This window comes from Streptomyces vilmorinianum (genome assembly GCF_005517195.1).
Classification (GTDB): Bacteria; Actinomycetota; Actinomycetes; order Streptomycetales; family Streptomycetaceae; genus Streptomyces; species Streptomyces vilmorinianum.
This window is the reverse complement of record NZ_CP040244.1, coordinates 2257492-2278659: the sequence shown is the minus strand read 5'-3', so window position 1 is coordinate 2278659 and position 21168 is coordinate 2257492. Positions and strand designations below refer to the sequence as shown.

The window sequence follows — 21168 nt, the reverse complement described above, 5'->3', positions numbered from 1 at the left end:
GGACAGTCCCCCTCCGGAGGCCCTAAGCGGAATCACCGGACCCCGGATAGGGACACCATGCCGCCCGCCTCAGTTCACCTTCCGTTCACTCAGGTTGCCTACGTTCGACGAGCCACTGACGTCGAACGATTGCCTGGGTAAATGGAACACATCACGCTGCTGCTCGCGATTGTGGTCGTGACAGCTCTCGTGTTCGATTTCACGAACGGTTTCCACGACACCGCCAACGCGATGGCGACGACCATCTCGACCGGTGCTCTCAAGCCCAAGACGGCGGTGGCCATGTCCGCCGTGCTGAACCTGGTCGGCGCGTTCCTGTCGGTGGAGGTTGCCAAGACGATCTCCAAGGGACTCGTCAATGAGGAGGGCATCCAACCCGAAGTCATCCTCGCCGCGCTCGTCGGCGCGATCCTCTGGAACCTGGTGACCTGGCTGGTCGGACTGCCGTCCAGCTCCTCCCACGCCCTGATGGGCGGCCTCATCGGCGCGACCGTCGCCTCCATCGGCGTCAGCGGCGTCAACGGCGGGACCGTCATCAGCAAGGTGCTCATCCCGGCGGTCGCCGCCCCCCTGGTCGCCGGTCTGGCCGCGATGTTCGCCGCCCGCCTGACGTACCGCCTCGACAAGAAGGCCGACAAGAAGACGACCGAGAAGGGCTACCGGGCCGGTCAGATCGCCTCCGCCGGTCTCGTCTCGCTCGCCCACGGCACCAACGACGCCCAGAAGACCATGGGCATCATCACCCTCGCCCTGGTCGCCGGCGGCATCATCGCCCCCGGCTCCAACCCGCCGGTCTGGGTCATCGTCTCCGCCGGTACGGCGATCGCGCTCGGAACCTACCTCGGCGGCTGGCGCATCATCCGCACGATGGGCAAGGGCCTCACCGACCTCCAGCCGCAGCAGGGCTTCGCCGCCCAGACCAGCGCGGCCACCGTCATCCTGGCCTCCTCCAGCCTGGGCTTCTCCCTCTCGACCACGCACTCCTGCTCCGGCGCCGTCATGGGCGCGGGTCTGGGCCGCAAGGGCGGTGTCGTCCGCTGGTCGACCGCCACCCGGATGTTCGTCGCCTGGGGCCTGACCCTGCCGGCCGCGGCCCTTGTCGGGGCCGGCGCCGAGTACGTCGCCCGTCAGGGCGACTGGGGCGTCTACGCCGTCGCGGCCTTCCTGGTCGCCTCGTGCGTCGCCATCTGGGTCGTCTCCCGCCGCCAGGTGGTCGACCACACCAACGTCAACGACGTCGAGACCGAGCCCGCGGGCGTCGTGACCACCGCCATCGCGGCCGTCACCCCGCCGCCGGCCGGCACCGTCGCCGCCGTCGCGGACGAGGACCTGAAGACCACCATCCCCTCGCCGGCCCCCGCGGACCCGGCAGCCCCCGCAGCCTCGGCCGCGGTGTAAGGAACGAACGACATGAAGATCGACTGGGCAGCTCTCGGCTCCGTCTTCGGAGTCAGCCTCGTGGCGACCGTCGCCCTCGTGGCCCTCTTCACCCTCGGCATCGTCGGCCTCTCCAAGCAGGAGCAGGCCGCCGCCCAGGGAGGCTCGGCCACCCTGGCGCGCACCGGCGCGTACGCCTGCTTCGCGCTGTGCGCGGCGGCCGTCGCGTACGGCATCTATCTCATCGTGGCCTGACGGCACACGCTCCGACGGCCGGGCGGGCCGCACCTTCGGGTGCGGCCCGCCCGGCCGTCGTTCGTAGGCACCGCCCTGGCGCTGTGTGGTGCTTCGCACACTGTCTCACCGCAGGTCAAGGGTGAGTTGACGGGTGTTCGCACAGCGTGGTGGACTGCCGAGGCCATTTACGGCGGCAGAAGAGGAAGCCCGGTGCGAATCCGGCGCGGTCCCGCCACTGTGACCGGAGCCTTCGGGCCCGGGAGTCAGGAACTCTCACCGCCGGTCACGTCGAGCCAGGGCGCGGACCCTGAGTGAGGACACAGCGCCATGCCCGGCCGCAGTGCAGCCACAGGTGTATTCGCGTACGGCGCCGCCGCCGGTCTGGCCGCGGACCTGCTCGTCGGCGACCCACGCCGCGGCCATCCGGTCGCCGCGTTCGGACGGGCCGCGGGTGCGGTCGAGAAGCTGCTGTGGCGCGATCACCGCGGCTGGGGCGCGCTGCACACCGCCGTCTGCGTCGGGGGTGCGGCGGGGGCCGCCGCGCTGGCCGCCCGTACCGTACGCGACCACCCCCGGGCCTCCGTCGCGCTGACCGCCGCCGCCGTCTGGGCCGTCGTCGGGGGGACGACCCTGGGCCGGGAGGCCCGCGCCATCGGCGGGGCCCTGGAGGCCGGCGACCTGGACGTGGCCCGCGAGCGGCTGCCCCATCTGTGCGGGCGCGACCCGCAGGCCCTGGACGGTCCGGCGATGGCCCGCGCGGTCGTGGAGTCCGTCGCCGAGAACACCTCCGACGCCGTCGTGGGCGCCCTGGTCTGGGGCGCGGTCGCGGGCGTGCCGGGCCTGGTCGGCTTCCGGGCCGTGAACACCCTGGACGCGATGGTCGGCCACAAGTCCCCGAAGTACCGCCGCTTCGGCTGGGCCTCGGCCCGGCTCGACGACGTGGCCGGCTGGCCGGGTGCCCGGCTGACCGCCGTACTCGCGACGGTGGCGGGTGGCGACCCGCGGGGGGCGCTGCGCGCGTGGCGGGCGGACGCGGCGAAGCATCCGAGCCCCAACGCGGGCCCGGTGGAGGCCTCGTTCGCGGGGGCGCTCGGCGTACGGCTCGGGGGGACGCTCTCGTACGGCGGCCGGGTCGAGCACCGGCCCGTCCTGAACGGCGAGGGCCGGGCCGTGGAGGTCGGGGACATCGAACGGGCGGTACGGCTCTCCCGGTGGGTGACCGGGCTGACCCTGGCCGCCTGCGTGGGCGGCCGGATGATCGCGAGCGCGCTGAAGCGGAGGAACGTATGAGAGGCGGGGGGCTGCTGGTCGCGGGGACCACGTCCGACGCGGGCAAGAGCGTCGTCACGGCGGGCATCTGCCGCTGGCTGGTCCGGCAGGGCGTGAAGGTCGCCCCGTTCAAGGGCCAGAACATGTCCCTGAACTCCTTCGTCACGAGGGAGGGCGCGGAGATCGGCCGGGCGCAGGCCATGCAGGCGCAGGCCGCGCGGGTCGAGCCGACCGCGCTGATGAACCCGGTGCTGCTCAAGCCGGGCAGCGACCGCTCCAGCCAGGTCGTCCTCATGGGTAAGCCGGTGGGCGAGCTGAGCGCCCGCGGGTTCTTCGGGGGGTCTGGGGGGTCGTCCCCCGGGAAAAGGCTGCACGGGGGGCGGCAGAAAGAGCTCTTCGAGCCGGTTCTGGCGTGCCTGGAGGAGCTGCGGGGCACGTATGACGCCGTGATCTGCGAGGGGGCGGGCAGTCCGGCCGAGATCAATCTGCGGCGCACGGACATCGTGAACATGGGCATCGCGCGGGCGGCGAAGCTGCCGGTGCTCGTCGTCGGCGACATCGACCGGGGCGGGGTCTTCGCGCAGTTCTTCGGTACGACGGCGCTGCTCGCGCCCGAGGACCAGGAGCTGATCGCGGGCTACCTGGTGAACAAGTTCCGGGGCGATGTGACGCTCCTCGAGCCGGGCCTGGACATGCTGTACGGGCTGACCGGGCGCCGCACCTTCGGTGTGCTGCCGTACGCGCACGGACTCGGCATCGACGAGGAGGACGGGCTGCGGGTGTCGATGCGCGGCGCCGTCCGCGAGTCGGTCGTGGCGCCTCCGGTCGGAGAGGACGTGCTGCGGGTCGCGGTGTGCGCCGTGCCGCTGATGTCCAACTTCACGGACGTGGACGCGCTGGCGGCCGAACCGGGCGTGGTCGTGCGGTTCGTGGACCGGGCCGAGGAGCTCGTCGACGCGGACCTGGTGGTCGTGCCGGGGACCCGGGGGACGGTGAAGGCGCTGGCGTGGCTGCGCGAGCGCGGTCTCGCGGACGCGCTGGCCCGGCGGGCGGCGGAGGGCCGGCCCGTACTCGGCATCTGCGGCGGCTTCCAGGCGCTCGGGGAGCGGATCGAGGACGAGGTCGAGTCGAAGGCGGGCACGGTGGACGGCCTCGGACTGCTGCCCGTCCGGGTCCGGTTCGCGGCCGAGAAGACCCTTTCCCGGCCGGTCGGCGAGGCCCTCGGCGAGCGCGTCGAGGGGTACGAGATCCACCACGGCGTCGCCGATGTGGCGGGCGGGGAACCGTTCCTGGACGGTTGCCGGGTCGGTGCGGTCTGGGGCACCCACTGGCACGGCTCGCTGGAGAGCGACGGCTTCCGCCGGGCGTTCCTGCGGGAGGTCGCGGCGGCGGCGGGCCGGCGCTTCGTACCGGCGCCCGACACCTCGTTCGGCGCGCTCCGGGAGGAGCAGCTGGACCGGCTCGGCGACCTGATCGAGGAGCACGCGGACACGGACGCGCTGCTGCGGCTGATCGAGCGGGGCGCGCCGACGGGGCTGCCGTTCGTGCCGCCGGGTGCGCCGTGAGTGGGGGCGTGGCGAAGCTGCGCGGGGGGTGCGCCCGGCCTGCGGCCGGGCCGGGGTTCCCACCCGCACCACCCGTGCAGGTAGGGCAGCAGAGGTGCGAGTGGCCCTTGTGGGGCAATACCCGCCGTCGACGGCTGCGGGCCGTCCCGGATCTACGCGAGCGTCAGCTATCTGAAGGAGTGACCACCCGATGAGCACCCGGTATCCGTTCACCGCCGTCGTCGGTATGGACGACCTGCGCCTCGCGTTGCTGCTCAACGCGGTGAGCCCGGCGGTGGGTGGTGTCCTCGTACGCGGCGAGAAGGGCACCGCGAAGTCGACCGCCGTGCGGGCGCTCGCGGACCTGCTGCCCGGGGTGCCGGTGGTCGCCGGCTGTCGCTTCAGTTGTGACCCGGCCTCGCCGGACACGGGCTGCCCGGACGGGCCGCACGAGGCCGCCCCGGCCGACACGCGCCCCGCGCGGATGGTCGAACTGCCCGTCGGTGCCTCGGAGGACCGGCTCGTCGGCGCGCTGGACATCGAGCGGGCGCTCGCCGAGGGCGTGAAGGCCTTCGAGCCCGGGCTGCTCGCGGACGCGCACCGCGGGATCCTGTACGTCGACGAGGTCAACCTCCTCCACGACCACCTGATCGACCTGCTCCTCGACGCCGCCGCGATGGGCTCCTCGTACGTCGAGCGCGAAGGCGTCTCCGTACGGCACGCGGCCCGGTTCCTGCTGGTCGGCACGATGAACCCCGAAGAGGGCGAGCTGCGGCCCCAGTTGCTGGACCGCTTCGGTCTGACCGTCGAGGTCGCGGCCTCGCGCGAGCCCGAGCAGCGAGTGGAGGTCGTACGGCGCCGGCTGGCGTTCGACGACGACCCGGCCGCGTTCGCCGCCCGCTGGGCGGACGAGGAGACCGCGCTGCGGGACCGCATCGTCGCCGCGCGCGCCCTCGTGCCGCAGGTCGTGCTCGGCGACGCGGCGCTGCTCCAGATCGCCGCGACCTGCGCCGCGTTCGAGGTCGACGGGATGCGCGCCGACATCGTGATGGCCCGCACCGCGACCGCGCTCGCCGCGTGGGCGGGGCGGACCGAGGTGACCTCCGAGGACGTACGGCAGGCCGCGCTGCTCGCCCTCCCCCACCGCAGGCGCCGGAACCCCTTCGACGCGCCGGGGCTCGACGAGGACAAGCTCGACGAGACGCTGGAGCAGTTCAAGGGCGGGGACGAGGGCGACGACGATCCCGACCCGGGACCCGGCAAGGGGCCGGGCGGTGGCGGTGGTGTGCCGCCGCAGGGCGAGGGGCCGGACGCGGCTCCGGAGAGCGCCGGTTCTGACGAGGCGCCCGCGCCTGCCCCACAGGGGCCGGGAGGCGCCGGTGAGCGCGCCGCCGTCAAGGCCGCCGAGCCCTTCCGTACGAAGATGCTCAGCGTCCCCGGACTCGGCGAGGGCGCGGCCGGACGCCGCTCCCGTGCCCGTACCGAGCACGGCAGGACGACCGGATCCGTACGGCCCCGGGGCGCCCTGACGAAGCTGCACCTGGCCGCGACCGTGCATGCCGCCGCCCCGCACCAGAAGGCGCGCGGACGGACCGGTCCCGGGCTCGTCGTCCGCCGGGACGACCTGCGTCAGGCGACCCGCGAGGGCCGCGAGGGCAACCTGGTCCTGTTCGCGGTGGACGCGTCCGGTTCGATGGCGGCCCGGCAGCGGATGAGCGCCGTGAAGGGCGCCGTGCTCTCGCTGCTCCTCGACGCCTACCAGCGGCGCGACAAGGTCGGCCTTGTCACCTTCCGGGGGCGGGACGCCGAGGTCGCGCTGCCGCCGACCTCGTCCGTGGACGCGGCCGCGGCCCGCCTGGAGCAGCTCCCGACGGGCGGCCGTACGCCCCTGTCGGCCGGGCTGCTCAAGGCCCACGACGTGCTGCGCGTCGAGCGGCTGCGCGACCCCTCGCGCCGCCCCCTGCTCGTCGTCGTGACCGACGGCCGGGCGACCGGCGGCGGCGCCGATCCGGTGGCGCTCGCCGCCCGGGCCGCACGGCTGCACGCCTCCGAGGGCACGGCGGCCGTCGTCGTGGACTGCGAGACCGGGCCCGTACGGCTGGGTCTGGCCGGGGACCTCGCCCGCGAACTCGGCGGCACCGCCGTGACCTTGGACGAGCTGCGCGCCGACTCGATCGCCGGGCTCGTCAGAGACGTACAAGCAGAGCACGCCACGAGGAGGGCCGCTTAATGCCGCAGGGACAGCCGACCGTCGTTCCCGACGACGGTCTCACCACCCGCCAGCGCCGCAACCGTGCGCTGGTGATGGTGCACACGGGCGTCGGCAAGGGCAAGTCGACCGCCGCGTTCGGCATGGCGCTGCGCGCCTGGAACCAGGGCTGGCCGATCGGGGTGTTCCAGTTCGTCAAGTCCGCCAAGTGGCGGGTCGGCGAGGAGAACGCCCTCAAGGCGCTCGGCGAGACCGGCAAGGGCGGCACCGTCACCTGGAACAAGATGGGCGAGGGCTGGTCCTGGATCCAGCGCGAGGTCGCCGAGGGCGAGCAGTCGCACGAGGACAAGGCGCGCGAGGGCTGGGAGCAGGTCAAGCGGGACCTCGCGGAGGAGAAGTACAAGTTCTACGTCCTCGACGAGTTCGCGTACCTGCTGCACTGGGGCTGGATCGACACCAAGGAGGTCGTCGAGGTGCTGCGCGACCGTCCGGGGCAGCAGCATGTCGTCATCACCGGCCGCAACGCGCCGCAGGAGCTGATGGACTTCGCCGACCTGGTCACGGACATGTCGAAGGTGAAGCACCCGATGGACGCGGGTCAGAAGGGCCAGCGGGGCATCGAGTGGTAGCACGTCTCGTCATCGCCGCGCCGTCCTCCGGCGCGGGCAAGACCACGGTCGCGACGGGCCTGATGGCCGCGTTCGCCGGCCGTGGTCTGGCGGTCTCCCCGCACAAGGTCGGCCCGGACTACATCGACCCGGGCTACCACGCGCTCGCGACCGGCCGCCCGGGCCGCAACCTCGACGCGTACATGTGCGGTACGGGGCTGATCGCGCCGCTCTTCGAGCACGGGGCGCGCGGCTGCGACCTGGCGGTGGTCGAGGGCGTCATGGGCCTGTACGACGGGGCCGCCGACCAGGGCGAGCTGGCGTCCACCGCGCAGGTGGCGAAGCTGCTCAAGGCGCCGGTGGTGCTTGTCGTGGACGCCTCGTCGCAGTCGCGGTCGGTGGCGGCGCTGGTGCACGGGTTCGCGTCGTGGGACCCGGAGGTGCGGATCGGCGGGGTGATCCTGAACAAGGTCGCCACGGACCGGCACGAGCATCTGCTGCGGGAGGCTCTCGGCGAGTCGGGGGTCCCCGTGCTCGGGGTGCTGCGACGGGCGCCCTCTGTCGCGACGCCGTCGCGGCACCTGGGTCTTGTGCCGGTGGCCGAGCGGCAGGCGGCTGCCGTGGAGGCGGTGGCTGCGCAGGCGGAGCAAGTGCTTGCCGGGTGCGACATGGAGGGGCTGCTCGCTCTGGCGCGAAGCGCCCCTGAACTGCACGCCGAGGCGTGGGATCCTGCCGTCGCGGGGCGGCTGACCGCCGGTGGTGGGGTCGTGCCCACCCTCCCCCATAGCCCTTCGGGCATGGGGGTGCCCCCAATCGCTTCGCTCGCCCCGCGGAACGACTGCCCGCAACCGGTCGTGGCGGTGGCGGGAGGCGCGGCCTTTACGTTCTCGTACGCCGAGCACGCTGAGCTGCTGACCGCCGCCGGCGCCGAGGTCGTCACGTTCGATCCGCTGCGGGACGAGGCCCTCCCCGAGGGGACGAGCGGGCTCGTCATAGGTGGTGGCTTTCCCGAGATGTACGGGGGCGAGCTGTCCGCCAACGAGCCGCTCCGCAAGGCCGTCGCCGAGCTCGCGCGCTCCGGTGCGCCGATCGCCGCCGAGTGTGCCGGGCTGTTGTACCTCTCCCGGTCGCTCGACGGGACGCCGATGTGCGGGGTGCTGGACGCCGACGCGCGGATGTCGTCACGCCTCACGCTCGGGTACCGGGACGCCGTGGCGGTGAGCGACAGTTCGCTCGCGGCGGCCGGGGCGCGGATGCGGGGGCACGAGTTCCACCGGACCGTGATCGAGCCGGGCGCGGGCGCGCAGGCCGCCTGGGGGCTGCGGCAGCCGGAGCGGCGCGTGGAGGGGTTCGTACAGCGGGGGGTGCACGCGAGTTATGTGCACACCCACTGGGCGGGTGCTCCGGAGGCGGCCGTACGGTTCGTGGAGCACTGCGTGAACGGGCCCGCCGCGTGAGCTCAGCCGCCGGACAGGCCCACCACGAGCCAGATGAAGGCCACGCCCGTCACCGTGCACAGCAGGGTGGAGCGGGCGGGGTGTTCGTGGTGTGCCTCGGGGAGGATCTCGGCGGCGGCGAGATAGAGCAGGGCGCCGCCGAAGAACCCGAGATAGCTGCCGAGCAGTTCCTCCGGAAGGGTGAACAGCAGGGTGGACGCGGCGCCGAGGACCGGTGCGAGCGCGTCCGCGACCAGCATCGCGACGGCCCTGCGGCGGGCGTTCCCGTACAGGCTGGTGATCGTGTACGTGTTGAACCCGTCGGCGAAGTCGTGGGCGATGACGGCGAGCGCGACGGTGGCGCCCATGCCTCCGCCGACCTGGAAGGCGGCGCCGAGCGCGATGCCGTCCATGAGGCTGTGGGCGACCATGGCGGCCGCCGCGGTCAGTCCGACCTGCGGCACCCGCCCGCCCGTCGCCCGACCACCACCCCTCATCGAAGCGCTGCGCGCTGCTCCCCAATCGGCGCCGACGCCGTGCGCGGCCCGGCGGACGGCGAGCAGCCGTTCCACGGCGTGGGCGAGGAGGAATCCGCCCACGAAGAGGAGCAGGGCCTGCGGCACGCCGAAGACCTCGTCGCCCGTCGCCTCCAGGGCCTCCGGCAGGAGGTCGAGTCCGACCACGCCGAGCATGAGTCCGCCGGCGAGGCCGAGGACGAGGTGGCGCCGGTCGGTGACGCGCTGCGCCGTCCAGCCGCCGAAGAGCGTCATGAGGAACGCGCCGAGCGCGACGAAAACGGCCATGGGCTCTTGCTATCCGATCGTGCGGGCACCGCGCACATCAGCGGTGGTGTCGTGGGGAGGCTGGTCGCGTGATCACGGTGATCGGAACCGGTGCGGGTGCGGACGCGGGCTCTTGGGCGGGCGAGCCCGCGCTGGTGGTGGATGTGCGGGGCGACGAGTTGACGGGTTCGGAGCTCGACCTGGTCGAGAAGCATGTCGCCGAGGGCGGTACGCGGGTGGTGGTGCGCGCGCAGGGCGATCCGGGGTTCTTCGGGATCGTACGGACGTTGGAGGAGCGCTTCGGGTCCGCCGCACTCGAAGTACGGCCCGGGCCCACGGCGGTCGGGCTCGCGTTCGCGCGCCTCGGTCTGCCGTGGGACGACACCGTCGTGGTGGAGGGCTCGGAACTCGACCGCGCGGTGAACGTGTGCCGGGCCCATCCCAAGGTGGCCGTGCTGCCCGGGCCGGGGGTGGGACCCGCGGAGCTGGGCGCGGAGTTGGTGCACCGGGTGGGCTCGCGGACGCTGGTGGTGTTCTCGGCGCTGGGCGACCCGTTCCGTGAGCGCTTCGAGCGGGTGGAGCCCGCGGAGGCGATGTGCCGGAGCTGGGACGGGGTGAGCCTGGTCCTCTGCGTGGACGAGTCGCGGCTGGAGGGGCCGGCTCCGGCGGTGACGGGGCCGCTCACGGGGCCGGGCCGGTGGGCGCTGCCGGACGGGGAGTTCGGGGCGGCGGACGGTTCCGTACTGCCGTACGAGGCGCGGGCGCTGGCGCTCGCGCGGCTCGGGCCGCGGGCCGGGGATCTGGTGTGGGACATCGGTACGGGGTGCGGCGCGGTGGCGATCGAGTGTGCCCGGCTGGGTGCGGCGGCGGTCGCCGTGGAGAAGACGGCGTCCGGCGTCGAGCGGATCCGGGCGAACACGGCCGCGCACGGGGTGGAGGTGCGGGCGGTGCACGGGGCCGCGCCGACGGTGCTGTCCCATCTGGCGGATCCGGACGGGGTGTTCATCGGGGGCGGTGGCTCCGAGCTGAAGTCGATCGTGCTGACGGCGGGGCGGCGGGCGCGGCGTGCGGTCGTGGTGGCGGTGACGGCGCTGGAGCAGGTGTCCCCGGTCCGTTCGGCGCTCGAGTCCTGCGGGTTCGCGGCCGAGGGTGTGCTGCTGCAGTCCCAGCGGCTGCTCACGCTGCCGGACGGTTCCGCGACGATGGCTCCGGCGGCGCCCGTGTTCCTGGTGTGGGGTACGCGGTGAGCGGGGCGGTGGTGGGGGTCGGCGCCCGGTCGGGGGTGTCGGTGGACGAGGTCGTCGCCCTGGTCACGGAGGCGCTGCGGGAGGCCGGTCTGACGGGCGCGGACGTGGGGGCGTTCGCCACGCTGGCTGCGCGGGCGGCGGAGCCGGGGATCGTGGGCGCGGCGGAGCGGTTCGGCGTGCCGTTGCGGGCGTACGGGGCCGAGGAGCTGGCCGCCGTACCCGTACCGCATCCGTCGACGGCTTCGCTTGCGGCGGCGGGCACGGCGTCGGTGGCGGAGGCCGCGGCGCTGCTGGCGGCGGGCGGCGGCGCCGGCCCCGATGGCGCGGGTACGGACGCCGGTGCCGAACTTCTCGTACCGAAGCGGAAAACGGGGCGCGTGACGTGCGCTATTGCCCGGGTCGTCCCCTTTCGTCCGAACGAAGACGCCTCTGCCGTACGGTTGTTGCCCCCGGGGCAGGGGTACATCGCAGGTCAGACGGAGCCCCGTACACCCCCCACTCACCTCCCGACGGCGGCCATGGATATCCACGCGCACAGAGACGTCCACGATCTGCGGCACCACGGTGACGCGGAGGTACGGGACGAGAAGCTGATCGACCTCGCGGTCAACGTCCGTACCCACACGCCGCCGGAGTGGCTGCGGGAGCGGATCGCCGAGTCGCTCACAAGATTGGCGCTCTACCCGGACGGGCGGGCGGCGCGGGCGGCCGTCGCCGAGCGGCACGATCTGCCGGCCGGGCGGGTGCTGCTCACGGCCGGGGCGGCGGAGGCGTTCGTGCTGCTCGCGCGGGCATTGCCGGTGCGGCGGCCGGTGGTGGTGCATCCGCAGTTCACCGAGCCCGAGGCGGCGCTGCGGGACGCCGGGCACGAGGTGGGCCGGGTGCTGCTGCGCGAGGAGGACGGCTTCCGGCTGGATCCGGCCGCCGTGCCGGAGGACGCCGACCTGGTGGTGATCGGGAACCCGACGAACCCGACCTCCGTGCTGCACCCGGCGGCGGCGATCGCCGCCCTGGCGCGGCCGGGGCGGACGCTGGTGGTGGACGAGGCGTTCATGGACGCGGTGCCGGGCGAGCGGGAGTCGTTGGCCGGGCGGACGGACGTGCCGGGTCTGGTGGTGCTGCGGAGCCTGACGAAGACCTGGGGTCTCGCGGGGTTGCGGATCGGCTATGTGCTCGCGCATCCGGAGACGATCGCGCTGCTCGAGCGGGCGCAGCCGCTGTGGCCGGTGTCCACTCCCGCGCTGGTGGCGGCGGAGGCGTGCATGTCGCGGGCGGCGCTCGCGGAGGCGGAGCACGCGGCGCACCGGATCGGGGTGGAGCGGGCTCATCTGCTGGCGGGGCTCGCGGAGTTCGACGAGGTCCGGGCGGTGGCGGCAGCGGAGGGTCCGTTCGTCCTGATCCGGATCGATCGCGCGGACCTGGTACGGGAGCGGCTGCGGGCGCTGGGGTTCGCGGCGCGGCGCGGTGACACGTTCCCGGGTCTGGACCGCGACTGGCTACGGCTCGCGGTCCGGGACCGGGTCACCACGAACCGTTTCCTGCAGGCCTTGGACCAGGCCCTGCTGATCGGAGGGTAGGGGCTCCGGGCTCGGGGCCAGGGGCTCGGGGCCAGGGGCTCGGTGTTGTCCGCGAGGGGAGGGCGGTGTCGTCACCGTCCTCCCCTCGCGTTCCCCCTTCTCCCCTCGGGCCGGTCAGCCCCGGGCGCGGCTGCGGGCCAGGACGAGCGCTCCCGCGCCGCCGCCGAGCAGGAGGATGGCGCCGCCGGCCAGGTACGGCGTCGTCGAGCTGCCGCCGGTCGCGGCGAGGTTCTGGCCGGCCGGCTCGGAGCCGCCGTTCTGGGTCTTCGCACCGCCGGCGTCGGTGGGCGCGGCGGAAGGCTCGTGCGAGGGCTGCCCGCTCGGCTGCTCCGAGGGCTCGTCGGTGGGGTTCTCGGTGGGCCGCGTGCCCTGGGGCGTCTCGCAGGTCGCCTCCGCGAGCGTCACGACTCCGTTGACCTCGGCCACACCCAGCTTCAGCGGATCGACCTCGACCTTGAGCTCCAGGGCGGTCGCCGCGGCCGTGCGGGAGGTGGTGGAGGTACGGGACAGGTCCAGGGTCACGTCGCCGATGCCCGGCACGGAGACTTTGGTCTGCCCGCCCGTCGACAGGGTGGTCTTCTTGCCGAAGACCGTGACGTGCCCGAGCACGTTCGACTCGGCGACAGGCTGCTTGCCGGCCTCGCAGACGGCCTTGGAGGTGACCTTCTCGACCTCGATCAGGGAGAGCAGCCGGATGCCGGGGACATGCACCCGCGCCTCGACGAGGTTCACGTACCCCTCGGCCTTGTTCTCCTCGACCGTGGCGTTCGAGGTGGCGACGTCGGCGCGCAGGATGTCGATCGGCTTGTTGTTCTCCGCGCCCTCCACCGTCACGGTCAGCGCGGTCCTGTTCTCGCTCTCCGGCGCCTTGACCTCGTTGAGGGAGGTCTTCAGCGGTACGTGCACCGCCTTGTCGAGCAGGGAGACGTCGAGGCCGGTCCGCAGGACGACGGCGGTCGCGCGCCCTTCGCCGCCCGTGGCGTGCGCCGTGGGGGCCAGGAGGACCACGGGCCCGACGGCCAGCGCGGCGACGGTCGCTGCGGCGGCGGTGCGGCGTACGGGCATGCGGAAGGTGTTGCTGTTCAAGATGGTGGAACCCCCACAAGAGACATGGCGTCGCCGGCCGCTCACCACGGGGACACGGGTTCTGCGCGGCGTCGGCGACTTGAGACACCGGAATCTTTACGCACGAAGAGTGAACTGACAGACACCCGGCGTGAGTTCACTCCAAAGGGGGGTTTCCGCGCCCATATTCGATTCTTTCGGCACGGGCGTTCCCGCGCGCCCCGCGCGCCCCGCGTATTGCACAGCGCGCGGGCGCACGCGGGAAGTGTGTCAACGATGCACGCCGGCCCCGGGTAACGGACCGTCAACGCGATGCACCGTCGGGGACCTCGCTCGCTTGAGGGACGACACCCTCCCAGCCACGCCCCGCCGCACTCGCCTCTCCTGCGAAGCTGTAGATTAATTTAGGTCAGCCTAACCTAAGAAGCACGGACGGGATCGGGGTCGGAGTGAGCATCGAGGTCTATCGGGACGATTGGGGCATACCGCATCTGCGGGCCGCCGATCCGGCCGAACTCGCCTTCGCCCAGGGGCGGGTGACCGCGGTGGACCGGGCCTGGCAGCTGGAGGTCGAGCGGCACCGGGCGCAGGGCACCACGGCCGCGTTCCTCGGCGCCGACGAGGCCGGCTGGGACACCTTCGTACGGCAGGCCCGGCTCGCCGACACCGCGCGCCGCTGCTTCGACCGGCTGGACGCCGGGACGGCCGGGTGGGTACGGGCGTACGTGGACGGGGTCAACGCGGGCCTGCCGGAAGGGGCCGGCCGGGCACCCGAGTTCGCGAGGACGGGGCTCGCGCCGGGGCGCTGGGAGCCGTGGACGCCGCTGGCGGTCTGGCTCTCCACGCACATCCTGTTCGCGGGCTTCCCCACCAAGCTGTGGCGGGAGGAGGTCGCGCGCCGGCTCGGCGAGGAGTGGACGGAACTGTTCGCCACGGACGGACCGGGGACGGCGGGCTCCAACGGCTGGGTCGTGTCCGGCGACCGTACGGCGAGCGGGGCCGCGATCGTGGCGGGCGACCCGCACCGGTTCATCGAGGCGCCCGGGGTCTACCAGCAGATCCGGCTGGCATGCCCGGAGTACGACGTGCTGGGCCTCGCCGTGCCGGGGGTGCCGGGTCTCGCCCACTTCGGGCACACCGGGCGGGTGGCGTGGGCGATCACCAACGCGATGGCCGACTACCAGGACCTGTACCGGGAGCGGCTGCGGCGGACCGGGGACGGCGGAGTGGAGGCGCTCGGGCCGGACGGCTGGCGCGCGGCCTCCGTCCACCGGGAGTCCGTCGAGGTCGCGGGCGGGGAGCCGGTCACGATCGAGGTGATCGAGACGGAACGGGGCCCGGTGATCATCGGAGCGGACGCGGACGCGGCCGGGTCCTCGGAGGCCGGGGATTCTGCGTCCTGGGAGGGGATCAGCCTGCGGTACCCGCCGCGGGTGAACGGCGAGCTGGGCTTCGGCGTCCTGCCCGAGCTGCTCGCCGCCCGGACCGTCGCGGACGTGGACCGCGCGGTCGACGGCTGGGTCGAGCCGGTCAACGTCGTCCAGGCCGCCGACGTGGACGGCGGCCTGCTGCACCGGGTGGCGGGGTACGTGCCGGTGCGCGACCGCGCGAACTCCGTGCGGGTGGTGCCCGCCTGGGAAGCCGCCCACGCCTGGCAGGACGGGCCTGCCCCGACGCCCCGCGCGGACGTCGAGGGCCACGCCGTCATGGCCAACGCCCGGGGCCTCGCGGCCCCGCTGGGCGTGGAGTTCGCCCCCGCGCACCGGGCGACCCGGATCTCCGCGCTCCTCGACGCCTCGCAGAGCTGGACCCCGGAGGCGATGACCACCGTCCACACCGACACCGACAACCCCTCGGCGGCGCGCCTTCTGGAGGCGGTACGGGGCGCGGCCGAGGACAGCGCGGACCACGACGCCCAAGGCGCCACGACCGACCCGGCGGGGGCCCACGGCGCTCCGCTCTCCCCCGCCGCGGCGGCCGTGCGCGAGCGTCTCCTCGGGTGGGATCGGCGGATGGAGGCGGACAGCGCCGACGCCGGGCTGTACGCGGCCGTGCGCGGGGCCGTCGTGCGGCGGGTCGCCGGGCACCCGGCGTTCGCGGCGCTGCGGGAGCCGGCCCCGCACCCCGCGCTGTTCCAGCCGTGGCTCGCGCTCGGGCCACGCGTGGCCTTCGCGCTGGAGACACTGCTCGGCTCCGGGCCCGTACCGGCCCAGGACATCGCGGAGATCGTCCGGGAGGCGCTGGAGGAGGTGGCCGCCGGAGAGGAGCCGCAGGCCTGGGGCGTGACGCACCGGCTCGCGCCGTGGCAGGCGCTGCCCGAGGACGACGCGCGGTGGCCCGGTCTCGGCGGGGACCACGACTGCGTGCTTTCGACCTCCAGCGTGCCCGGGTTCACCGACCGCAGTGCGCGGGCCTCGGCCGCCCGTTACGTCTGGGACCTCGCCGACCGCGACAACAGCCTCTGGGTCGTGCCGTTCGGCGCCTCGGGTGTCGCCGGCGACCCCCACCACCGCGACCAACTCCCCCTGTGGCTGCGGGGCGCGCTCGCCCCCGTCACCACCGACTGGCACCACCTCACCAAGGAGCACCCCCATGACGACCACTGAGCCGGTCCACCTCCAGACCGTCGAGGGCTTCGGCACCGTACGGATCGACCGCGTCGACCCCGAGCACGACGCCGTCCTCCTGCACGGCTGGGTCAACGAGGACCGCGCCCGGTTCTGGGGCATGGGCGGGACGAGCCTGGAGCAGGTACGGGAGATCTACGCGCACCTCGACTCGCTCACCACGCACCACGGGTTCCTCGTGCGGCGCGACGGCGAGCCGGTCGCGCTCTTCCAGACGTACGAGCCCGAGGCCGACCGGGTCGGCGAGTGCTACGAGGCGCAGCCGGGCGACATCGGCGTGCACCTGATGATCGCGCCGACCACCACGCCCGAGCGGGGCTTCTCCACCGGGCTGCTCACCGCGCTGATCGACTTCGCGCTGATCGGCCGCACGCGCATCGTCGCCGAGCCGGACGCGGCCAACGAGAAGGCGGTCGCCCTCCTGGCGCGCGCGGGCTTCGAGCTGGGCCCGGAGGTCGTCCTGCCGGAGGTGGACCTGCCGGAGGTCTTCATCCCGGAGAAGAAGGCCCGCCTGGCGTTCCTGACCCGCTGACGGCCCTGGGGCGGGCGGCGGCGCTGCCGGGCACCCCGAGGAACGGTCCCGGCGACGGCCCGCATGGCGCCCCGACGCGACCGAGCGCCCCGCGCGCCGCCCCGGGCGCCTTCGGTGGCCGGCGCCGGCGCCCCAAGCTCAGCCCCTCATCGGTTGGCGCTGAGTCCGCCGAGTTCGTTGTCGTCCTCGAGCGCCCCGACCGTGCCCGCCGTTGGGCTGCAACCTGTCTCGGGATATGGCTCGCGCACGGGCGGCGCGGCGCCGGCGGGGTGCCGCCCCGCGCCGGTCGGCCTCGCGTGGCCGGCACCAGGCCGGGCGCCGTCCGGAAGCCGGCCCCGCCGAGGCACCCCGGGGCATCCCACGCCACTGGGGCCCCGGATCAGCCGCTCGAACCCGCCGTTCGCCGCCCGTCGGCCCAGGCCGCCCTGATGGCCCCGGGCCAACCAACCCGCCGGACGCCGGCCGTCGGCCGTCGGCCCAGGCTCCTCAGCCGATCACACGGCCGTTGACGATGACCCGACGCGGCGCCGCCAAGACGCGGACGTCCGCCCGTGGGTCCTCGCCGTAGACGACGAGGTCCGCGGGGGCGCCCTCCTCCAGGGCGGGGCGGCCGAGCCAGGCGCGGGCGCCCCAGGTCGTCGCCGAGAGGGCCTTGAGCGGGGGGATGCCGGCCTTGACCAGCTCCTCGACCTCGGCGGCGACCAGGCCGTGCGCCAGCGAGCCGCCCGCGTCCGTGCCGACGAAGACCGGGACGCCCGCGTCGTACGCCGCGCGGACCGTGTCGTACCGGCGCTCGTACAGCCGCCGCATGTGCGCCGACCAGCGCGGGAACTTCGCCTCGCCGCCGTCCGCGAGACGCGGGAACGTGGCGATGTTGACGAGCGTCGGGACGATCGCGACGCCCCGCTCGGCGAAGAGCGGGATCGTCTCCTCGGTCAGTCCGGTGGCGTGCTCGATGCAGTCGATGCCCGCCTCCACCAGGTCCCGCAGCGACTCCTCCGCGAAGCAGTGCGCGGTGACCCGTGCCCCCAGCCGGTGCGCCTCCGCGATCGCCGCCTCGACCTCGGCGCGCGGCCAGCAGGCGCCCAGGTCGCCCGCCTCCCTGTCGAGCCAGTCGCCGACGAGCTTGACCCAGCCGTCGCCGCGCCGGGCCTCCTGCCCCACGTACGCCACGAGGTCCTCGGGCTCGATCTCGTGGGCGTAGTTACGGATGTAGCGGCGGGTCCTGGCGATGTGGCGGCCCGCGCGGATGATCTTCGGCAGGTCCTCGCGCTCGTCGATCCAGCGGGTGTCGGACGGCGAGCCCGCGTCCCGGATCAGGAGCGTGCCGGCGTCCCGGTCCGTCAGTGCCTGCTTCTCGCTCGTGGCGTCGTCGACGGGGCCGTGCTGGTCCAGGCCGACATGGCAGTGCGCGTCGACGAGACCGGGCAGGGCCCAGCCCTCGACCGTCAGCGCCTCGCCGGACGGCCGGGTGAACGTGATCCGCCCGTCGACCGCCCACAGCTCGTCCCGTACGTCGTCCGGACCGACGAGCACCCGCCCCTTCACATGCAGCACCACGTGATCGCTCATGTCTGCACTCTACGAGGGGCGGGTGACCCTTCACACGGCGGTCATACGACGGTCATACGGCGATCACTCGTCGATCGCCGCACCGAAGCGCGCGTCCACGGCCGACGCCCCCAGCGAACCCGCCGAGTACGTCCACGAACCCACGGCCGTCAGGCCTCCCGTACCCGCCGTGAACACCCACACATGACCGTCGTCGGTGTTCTCGCCGGGCGCCGCGGCCAGCAGCCCGAAGCGGCCGTCGCGGTTCGGGTCGACCAGCCGTACCTGGCCGCCGAACCTGTCGGCGCGCTCGACGACGCCGGGTACGGAGGGCGAGTCCTGCGTCCAGGACTGGGCGCCGCTCGCGGTCGGTCCGGTGCGCGTGCCGCGCAGGAGCGTCACCATGCCCGCGTCGGCGATCGTGCCGATGTCCTCCCCGGGCGCGCCGATCGCGAGGTCCGCGTAGCCGTCGCCGTTCGTGTCGGCGACGGAGAGGTCGGAGCCCCAGCCGTCGCCGCGCTCCGAGGCGCCGGGCACGCCGGCCGAGTCCTGGGTCCACCAGCGGGGCGGGGTGCCCGGGCCCGCCGTGCCGGCCGGCCCCGCCGGGCTGCCGAGGTAGACGCCGACCATGCCGCCGGTCATCGTCTCGCCCCCGTCGTCCGGGCTGTGCGGCTCGCCCGTGACGAGGTCGTCGTAGCCGTCCGCGTTGATGTCGCCGGAGACGGCGACCGGGCCGCCGCGCAGTTCGCGTTCGAAGTAGAGCCCCTCGGCGTGACCGGAGAGGTACCAGGACCAGCCGTACCCGGGTTCGGCGCCGGTGGAGACTCCGCTGATCACCAGGTCGGCGAAGCCGTTGTTGTCGTAGTCGCCGGTGGTGACGGACTTCGCGACGATCTCGCGCGGCGAGTCGTCGGCGGCCACCCGGGAGTGCGGGGCGCTCGGCGTCAGCCGGGCGGCCCGGCCCTGGCGGGCGCCCGTGCCCTGCTGCGGGGTGGAGGCGTACTGGTGCCACTCCGCGTCCTTGCGGTCGAGCACGATCAGTTGGTCGCCCGGGTACTCGGCGGTGAAGCGGCCGGCGGCGAACGCCGAGCCGAAGCGGCCGCCGGCCACGGGGCCGAGCAGGCTGTCGAGCCACTGGCTTTCGGTGCCGACGAGCCCCTGGGGGGAGCCCCAGAGGATCACGGCGCCGCCGGTGTCGGCTGTCGTGCCGATGTCCTCGCCCGGGGCGCCGACGATCGCGTCGTCGTAGCCGTCGCCGTCGAGGTCGCCGGTGGCGACGGCCTTGCCGAAGGCGTCGCCGGTCTCGGCGGCACCGGGCACGCCGGTGGTGTTCTGGCTGAACACGGCGGCGCGGGTGGTGCCGATGCCGCGGGACGAGCCGTACTGGACGGTGACGAGGCCGGCGCCCGACCGGCCGCCGACGGTGGCGCCGGGCGCGCCGACGAGCACGTCGTCGTAACCGTCGCCGTTGAAGTCGCAGTTGCGGTCGGCGGCGTGGGTGCTGCCGGGGACACCGGCATGGGCGGCGGGCGCGGTGACGATCCCCGCGCCCGCGACGAGGAGGAAGGTGGCGGCGGTGAGAGCGGCGTTGCGGTGCGTGCGCATGGAGCGGCTCCTGGATACGACAGAGGATCCGGGCGGCTGCGGGGGTGTCCGGAAAGGGCCCGTCCCTTTTCCGTCGCCCTGTTCGACACCGGATGCACCGTCAGGGTTGTACGCGCGTGATGCGTGGTTTCGCCGGCCGGGGAGGGTGGTCTCTGTACCCTGAACCGACGTTCCACCCGAAGCTCCATCAGCAGCTCCACCGGCATCGAAGATCCGAAGAAGGCACCGCCGTGACCGTGACACACCCGCTCCTGGACCTGGCCCCGCTGACCGCCGCGCGTTTCGCGTCGATCGAGCGGCGGGTCGCCGCCCTGCTCTCCACCGAGCAGGACGTGGTGATCACGCAGGGAGAGGCGCTGCTGCCCCTGGAGGGCTGCATCCGCAGCGGGGCCCGGCCCGGCTCGACCGCGCTGAACATCGTCACGGGGCCGTACGGGCAGACCTTCGGCAACTGGCTGCGGGACTCCGGCGCCACGGTCGTGGACCTGGAGGTGCCGTTCCACACGGCGGTGACGGCCGCTCAGGTGGAGCAGGCACTGGCCGAGCACCCGGAGACCGACTTCGTGTCCCTCGTGCACGCGGAGGCGGCGACCGGCAACACCAATCCGGTCGCCGAGATCGGCGCGGTCGTGCGGGCGCACGGCGCGCTGTTCTACCTCGACGCGGTGGCGTCGATCGGCGCCGAGCCGGTGCTGCCGGACGCGTGGGGCGTGGACATGTGCATCGTCGGCGCGCAGAAGGCGATGGGTGGTCCGGCGGGTGTGTCGGCGGTCTCGGTCAGCGAGCGGGCCTGGGAGCGCTTCGCCGCCAATCCGCGGGCGCCGCGCGGCTCGTACCTCTCCCTCCTGGACTGGAAGGAGCGCTGGATCGACGGCGGCCGTAGGGCGCTGCTGCACGCGCCGGCGCAGCTGGAGATGCTGGCCCTGGAGGCGTGCGTGGAGCGGATCGAGGCCGAGGGCCTCGACGCGCTGATGGCCCGGCACGCGGCCGCGGCCGCCGCGACCCGGGCGGGCGCGCTGGCGCTGGGCGGCGGTCTGGAGCCGTACGTCCACGAGGCGAAGGACGCGGCGCCGGTCGCGACGACGCTGCGGTCCCCGGCGGGTGTGGACGCCTCGGAGCTGGTCGCCAAGGCGCTGGCGGCCGACCCGTCGCTGCCGCTGATCGCGGGCGGCGGTGCGCTGTCGAAGGAGATGATCCGGGTCAACCACTACGGCGTGGACGCGACGCCGGACGTGGTGCGGTCCTCGCTGGCGGCGCTGGGTGCGGCGCTCGGCGAGTCGGGCCGGACGGTGGACCTGGAGGGTGCCCGCCGCGCGGTGACGGAGGCGTGGGGCTAGAACGCGCCTTCCGCCCCGAGGAGGGCGGATTCCGGTGAATGCCGCGGCCGAGCGCCGCGGCATTCGTCTTTTCCGACGACTTTTCGAAGAAATACAGAAAGGCATTCTCCAAGCGAATTCCCGGTGCACCTTCCGGACTTCTTCTGCCCCGTTTCCCCGACCTTA

Annotated in this window: 16 protein-coding genes and 1 riboswitch; of the genes, 12 read left to right on the top strand and 4 right to left on the bottom strand. The window is 73.9% G+C overall.

The features are described from left to right. The first annotated feature begins 141 nt into the window (after nt 1-141). The 7 genes from FDM97_RS10615 to FDM97_RS10585 all read left to right on the top strand — a co-directional run bounded on the left by FDM97_RS10615 (nt 142) and on the right by FDM97_RS10585 (nt 8701). Nucleotides 142-1398: an inorganic phosphate transporter gene (locus FDM97_RS10615; protein ID WP_137990154.1), complete on the top strand. Its 1257-nt coding sequence runs from the start codon at nt 142-144 to the stop codon at nt 1396-1398. Between the two features lie 12 nt (nt 1399-1410). Further along, complete coding sequence (locus tag FDM97_RS10610) at nt 1411-1632, top strand: hypothetical protein (RefSeq protein ID WP_137990153.1); 222 nt, start codon at nt 1411-1413, stop codon at nt 1630-1632. Between the two features lie 133 nt (nt 1633-1765). Continuing rightward, a riboswitch (cobalamin riboswitch) is annotated at nt 1766-1906 on the top strand. A gap of 35 nt (nt 1907-1941) precedes the next feature. Then, complete coding sequence (locus FDM97_RS10605; protein ID WP_137990152.1) at nt 1942-2904, top strand: cobalamin biosynthesis protein; 963 nt, start codon at nt 1942-1944, stop codon at nt 2902-2904. Further along, nucleotides 2901-4448, top strand: a complete 1548-nt coding sequence (locus tag FDM97_RS10600; RefSeq protein WP_137990151.1) for a cobyric acid synthase — start codon at nt 2901-2903, stop codon at nt 4446-4448. Before FDM97_RS10605 ends, FDM97_RS10600 begins: the two co-directional genes overlap by 4 nt. A gap of 190 nt (nt 4449-4638) precedes the next feature. Continuing rightward, nucleotides 4639-6657: a putative cobaltochelatase gene (locus FDM97_RS10595; RefSeq protein WP_137990150.1), complete on the top strand. Its 2019-nt coding sequence runs from the start codon at nt 4639-4641 to the stop codon at nt 6655-6657. After that, entirely contained in the window at nt 6657-7265 is a 609-nt protein-coding gene (gene cobO / locus FDM97_RS10590; RefSeq protein WP_137990149.1) for a cob(I)yrinic acid a,c-diamide adenosyltransferase, read from the top strand. Before FDM97_RS10595 ends, cobO begins: the two co-directional genes overlap by 1 nt. Next, nucleotides 7259-8701 carry a cobyrinate a,c-diamide synthase gene (locus tag FDM97_RS10585; protein ID WP_137990148.1) on the top strand — a complete coding sequence of 481 codons (1443 nt, stop codon included), beginning with the start codon at nt 7259-7261 and terminating at the stop codon, nt 8699-8701. The genes cobO and FDM97_RS10585 overlap by 7 nt, the downstream gene beginning before the upstream one ends. Before the next feature lie 2 nt (nt 8702-8703). Here the strand turns inward: FDM97_RS10585 and FDM97_RS10580 are convergent, their stop codons facing one another. Further along, nucleotides 8704-9483 (bottom strand): ZIP family metal transporter, encoded by a 780-nt coding sequence (locus FDM97_RS10580; protein WP_137990147.1) that lies wholly within the window; start codon nt 9481-9483, stop codon nt 8704-8706. Between the two features lie 68 nt (nt 9484-9551). Between FDM97_RS10580 and FDM97_RS10575 the strand changes: the two genes are divergently transcribed. Continuing rightward, nucleotides 9552-10709, top strand: coding sequence for a bifunctional cobalt-precorrin-7 (C(5))-methyltransferase/cobalt-precorrin-6B (C(15))-methyltransferase (locus tag FDM97_RS10575; RefSeq protein ID WP_137990146.1), 1158 nt, complete (start codon nt 9552-9554; stop codon nt 10707-10709). Further along, a complete protein-coding gene (gene cobC / locus FDM97_RS10570) occupies nt 10706-12286 on the top strand; it encodes an Rv2231c family pyridoxal phosphate-dependent protein CobC (RefSeq protein ID WP_175439085.1) in 1581 nt (526 codons plus the stop codon). Before FDM97_RS10575 ends, cobC begins: the two co-directional genes overlap by 4 nt. A gap of 114 nt (nt 12287-12400) precedes the next feature. Here cobC and FDM97_RS10565 read toward each other — a convergent pair whose 3' ends face one another. Next, the gene (locus FDM97_RS10565; RefSeq protein ID WP_137990145.1) at nt 12401-13372 is read right to left on the bottom strand and encodes an SCO1860 family LAETG-anchored protein; all 972 of its coding nucleotides are present in this window, start codon (nt 13370-13372) and stop codon (nt 12401-12403) included. A 428-nt stretch (nt 13373-13800) separates the two neighbouring features. Here FDM97_RS10565 and FDM97_RS10560 point away from each other — a divergent pair, with 428 nt between their 5' ends. Both FDM97_RS10560 and FDM97_RS10555 read left to right on the top strand, forming a co-directional pair. Then, nucleotides 13801-15957: a penicillin acylase family protein gene (locus FDM97_RS10560; protein ID WP_137990144.1), complete on the top strand. Its 2157-nt coding sequence runs from the start codon at nt 13801-13803 to the stop codon at nt 15955-15957. Next, entirely contained in the window at nt 15944-16510 is a 567-nt protein-coding gene (locus FDM97_RS10555) for a GNAT family N-acetyltransferase (RefSeq protein ID WP_137990143.1), read from the top strand. The genes FDM97_RS10560 and FDM97_RS10555 overlap by 14 nt, the downstream gene beginning before the upstream one ends. 486 nt (nt 16511-16996) lie before the next feature. Here FDM97_RS10555 and FDM97_RS10550 read toward each other — a convergent pair whose 3' ends face one another. Both FDM97_RS10550 and FDM97_RS10545 read right to left on the bottom strand, forming a co-directional pair. Continuing rightward, nucleotides 16997-18082, bottom strand: coding sequence for an amidohydrolase family protein (locus FDM97_RS10550; protein ID WP_137990142.1), 1086 nt, complete (start codon nt 18080-18082; stop codon nt 16997-16999). Nucleotides 18083-18145: 63 nt separating this feature from the next. Next, complete coding sequence (locus FDM97_RS10545) at nt 18146-19666, bottom strand: FG-GAP-like repeat-containing protein (RefSeq protein ID WP_137990141.1); 1521 nt, start codon at nt 19664-19666, stop codon at nt 18146-18148. Between the two features lie 236 nt (nt 19667-19902). On the opposite strand from FDM97_RS10545, the gene FDM97_RS10540 reads away from it, so the two are divergent. After that, nucleotides 19903-21003 carry a pyridoxal-phosphate-dependent aminotransferase family protein gene (locus tag FDM97_RS10540; RefSeq protein WP_137994762.1) on the top strand — a complete coding sequence of 367 codons (1101 nt, stop codon included), beginning with the start codon at nt 19903-19905 and terminating at the stop codon, nt 21001-21003. Nucleotides 21004-21168 lie beyond the last annotated feature (165 nt).